Origin of the sequence: Vibrio sp. 10N.286.55.E10 (assembly GCF_002872555.1) — a bacterium.
GTDB lineage: Bacteria > Pseudomonadota > Gammaproteobacteria > Enterobacterales > Vibrionaceae > Vibrio > Vibrio crassostreae.
Map to the genome: position 1 here is coordinate 1 of NZ_MCSD01000056.1, position 1,127 is coordinate 1,127.

General features: G+C 47.0%; 1 protein-coding gene. It reads right to left on the minus strand.

Features of this window, described 5'->3' with window-relative positions:
• Positions 1 to 1,122: flagellin (locus BCV39_RS19945; protein WP_102460944.1), on the minus strand; the 1,122-nt coding region annotated here is incomplete at its 3' end.
• Between the last annotated feature and the right edge of the window lie 5 nt (positions 1,123 to 1,127).

A 1,127-nucleotide genomic window follows, 5' to 3' on the forward strand; every position in this document is an offset into this window, starting at 1 on the left:
GCTAAGTGCCGAGTTCGGTGCTTGCTTCGCTTGAGCAAGAATCGAGCTTGAAGCTTGAGAAAGGATCTGAGACTTAGTCATCTGAGTCGTTTCTTTCGCGAAGTCGGTATCTTTAATACGGCTCTTAGATGCGTTAACGTTCTCGTTAATGTTGTCTAAGTTGCTGATAGCGTGGTCGAAACGGTTTTGGAAAGCACCTAGCTCAGCACGGTGGCTGTCTACGTACTTAAGTGCCGCATCGATAACCGCTACAGACTCTTGTGCGCCGCCAACAGACGTTACGTCGATAGTATCAACCGTTACGTCTTTGCCAGGTTGCATGCCTAGTTCGCCAGCAAGGCTACCAGAGAATGCCACTTCGCCTTCAACTTTGTTGTTACCAGTAAACATTTGTAGCTTACCATCTTCAGTTACAGACGCTTTCACAGAGTCTTGTTGACCGTTGATGTACGTTGCTAGCTCTTCGATGTCGTCACCCGCTTTTGCGCTGATGTCGATTTCTTGTGCTTGACCGAAGTTATCAGTGAACGACAGTTTTAGGTCGTTAGAGCCAGCTTGAACGTTCCAATCTTTGTCTTTCGCGTTCTCAGTTTGGTAGCTCTTACCACCCATCTGAGCATTATCAGAGCGCATGTCTTTCAGTTGAAGCATTACCGCTTCACCGTTATCCGCACCGATTTGGAATGATTTAGTACCGTGAGTACCGTTAAGCAGCTTGTTGCCACCAAAAGACGTCGTTTCCGCGATACGGTTTAGCTCGTCGTTCAGTGCTGTTACTTCTTCTTGAATCGCTACACGCTCAGATTTTGAGTTTGAGCCGTTTGAAGATTGTAGAGACAAATCACGCATACGTTGCAGGATGTTCGTTGTCTCGTTCATTGCACCTTCAGCAGTTTGTGCAATAGAGATACCGTCATTCGCGTTACGTACAGCAACATCAAGGCCGCGGCTCTGAACGTTCAAACGGTTCGAGATTTGTAGGCCCGCAGCGTCATCTTTTGCGCTGTTGATTTTAGAACCTGAAGCTAGACGCTCCATTGATGTTTGTTGTGCGCTGTTTGCGTTGTTTAGGTAACGTTGCGCTGTCATCGCTGATACGTTTGTATTTACATTCACTGCCATGGTGA